1 protein-coding gene is annotated in these 365 nt (G+C 46.3%); it reads left to right on the top strand.

Going from position 1 to position 365, the window contains the following annotated elements:
* A partial coding sequence (locus VU18_RS16520) for a Ger(x)C family spore germination C-terminal domain-containing protein (protein WP_047758586.1) occupies window positions 1-359 on the top strand: 359 nt, incomplete at its 5' end.
* Between the last annotated feature and the right edge of the window lie 6 nt (window positions 360-365).

Consider the following 365-nt stretch of genomic DNA (forward strand, 5'->3'; position numbering starts at 1 on the left):
GGTTAAAAGTGAAATTGAAAAACGGCCAGCCTTCGATTTTGGTTCACATTCAAACAGAAGGGGATATCAGTGAGACGTACGTCCCGATCAATTTGGCTGATTACCGGTTATTGTTTCAATTGGAAAAGGCGATTGGCCGGGATATTGAACGGGAAGTGAAACAGGCGATTGAAACGGCCCAGCATGAAAAAACCGATGTTTTTGGTTTTGGCGAGGCGGTGCATCGCGCCGATCCCCTCTTATGGAAGAGAATCAAAAAAGAGTGGGATGACCGCTATTTCCCTCATCTTCGGGTGACAGTAAAAGTGGATGCTTCCATTCGACGCACGGGATTGCGGAATACGCCATACATCAAATAAGCGTTT

The sequence above is a fragment of the Geobacillus sp. ZGt-1 genome (assembly GCF_001026865.1).
Lineage (GTDB): Bacteria > Bacillota > Bacilli > Bacillales > Anoxybacillaceae > Geobacillus > Geobacillus thermoleovorans.